This window comes from Oleiphilus sp. HI0043 (genome assembly GCF_001634935.1).
Genome location: NZ_LWEY01000396.1, coordinates 1 through 706, shown reverse-complemented (window position 1 = coordinate 706; position 706 = coordinate 1). Strand labels below are relative to the sequence as shown.

Annotated in this window: 1 pseudogene; it reads right to left on the bottom strand. The window is 44.8% G+C overall.

Going from position 1 to position 706, the window contains the following annotated elements:
• Positions 1-706: pseudogene (locus A3729_RS32265) on the bottom strand (GTPase); the annotation flags it as partial.

The following is a 706-nucleotide window of genomic DNA, read 5'->3' as shown; positions in this document are numbered from 1 at the left end:
TCAAGCGCTCTTCACTAACCAATTGCTGCAATACTTCTCCTTGCGACTCCATCAAACGTCGACTAGAGCGTAAAGTGATCAGTTTGCGGTGATAGATATCGTGCTCGGTGTGCGTTTCTTTGGCTAGATTCTGCAACATTTCGGGGCTTAGTACTTCTCTTTCTAGCCCTTCGTGACGCTCGTATAAGTTAGCCAAACGGTCATTCAAAACTGATTGCGAGCCATGCAGCATCTTTTGCAAATCTCGCAGAAGATCTTTGTAAATCGTTGACTCACGCTCGGCAATAATTCGCTTGGAAATTAGCTTCTCCAATTTAGGAAAAGCACTTTTTTGCAATAATGAATGGTCTTTTCTGATTTTAGCAATCAAACCCTGTTTTGCAGATAAAGGCAAAACATCTTCTGCATCCATATTCAGCTGCTTGGCTGTTAGGTGCCGAATTTGCTCAATCGAAGCACTAATATGCGGTTCACCCTGCAGGTCATCCCAGAGCACATCTATTTTATTCAGCACAGCAAAACGACCTGCACGGTGTTCAGACTCATGCACATCGATATACTGCTTCCAGATTGCCATGTCACTGGCTGTAACGCCCGTGTCAGCACTCAGCATAAAGATAACAGCCTGGGCATTAGGAATCATGCTAATGGTGAGTTCGGGCTCTGAGCCTAAGGCGTTTAAACCTGGCGTATCCAGGATACATAA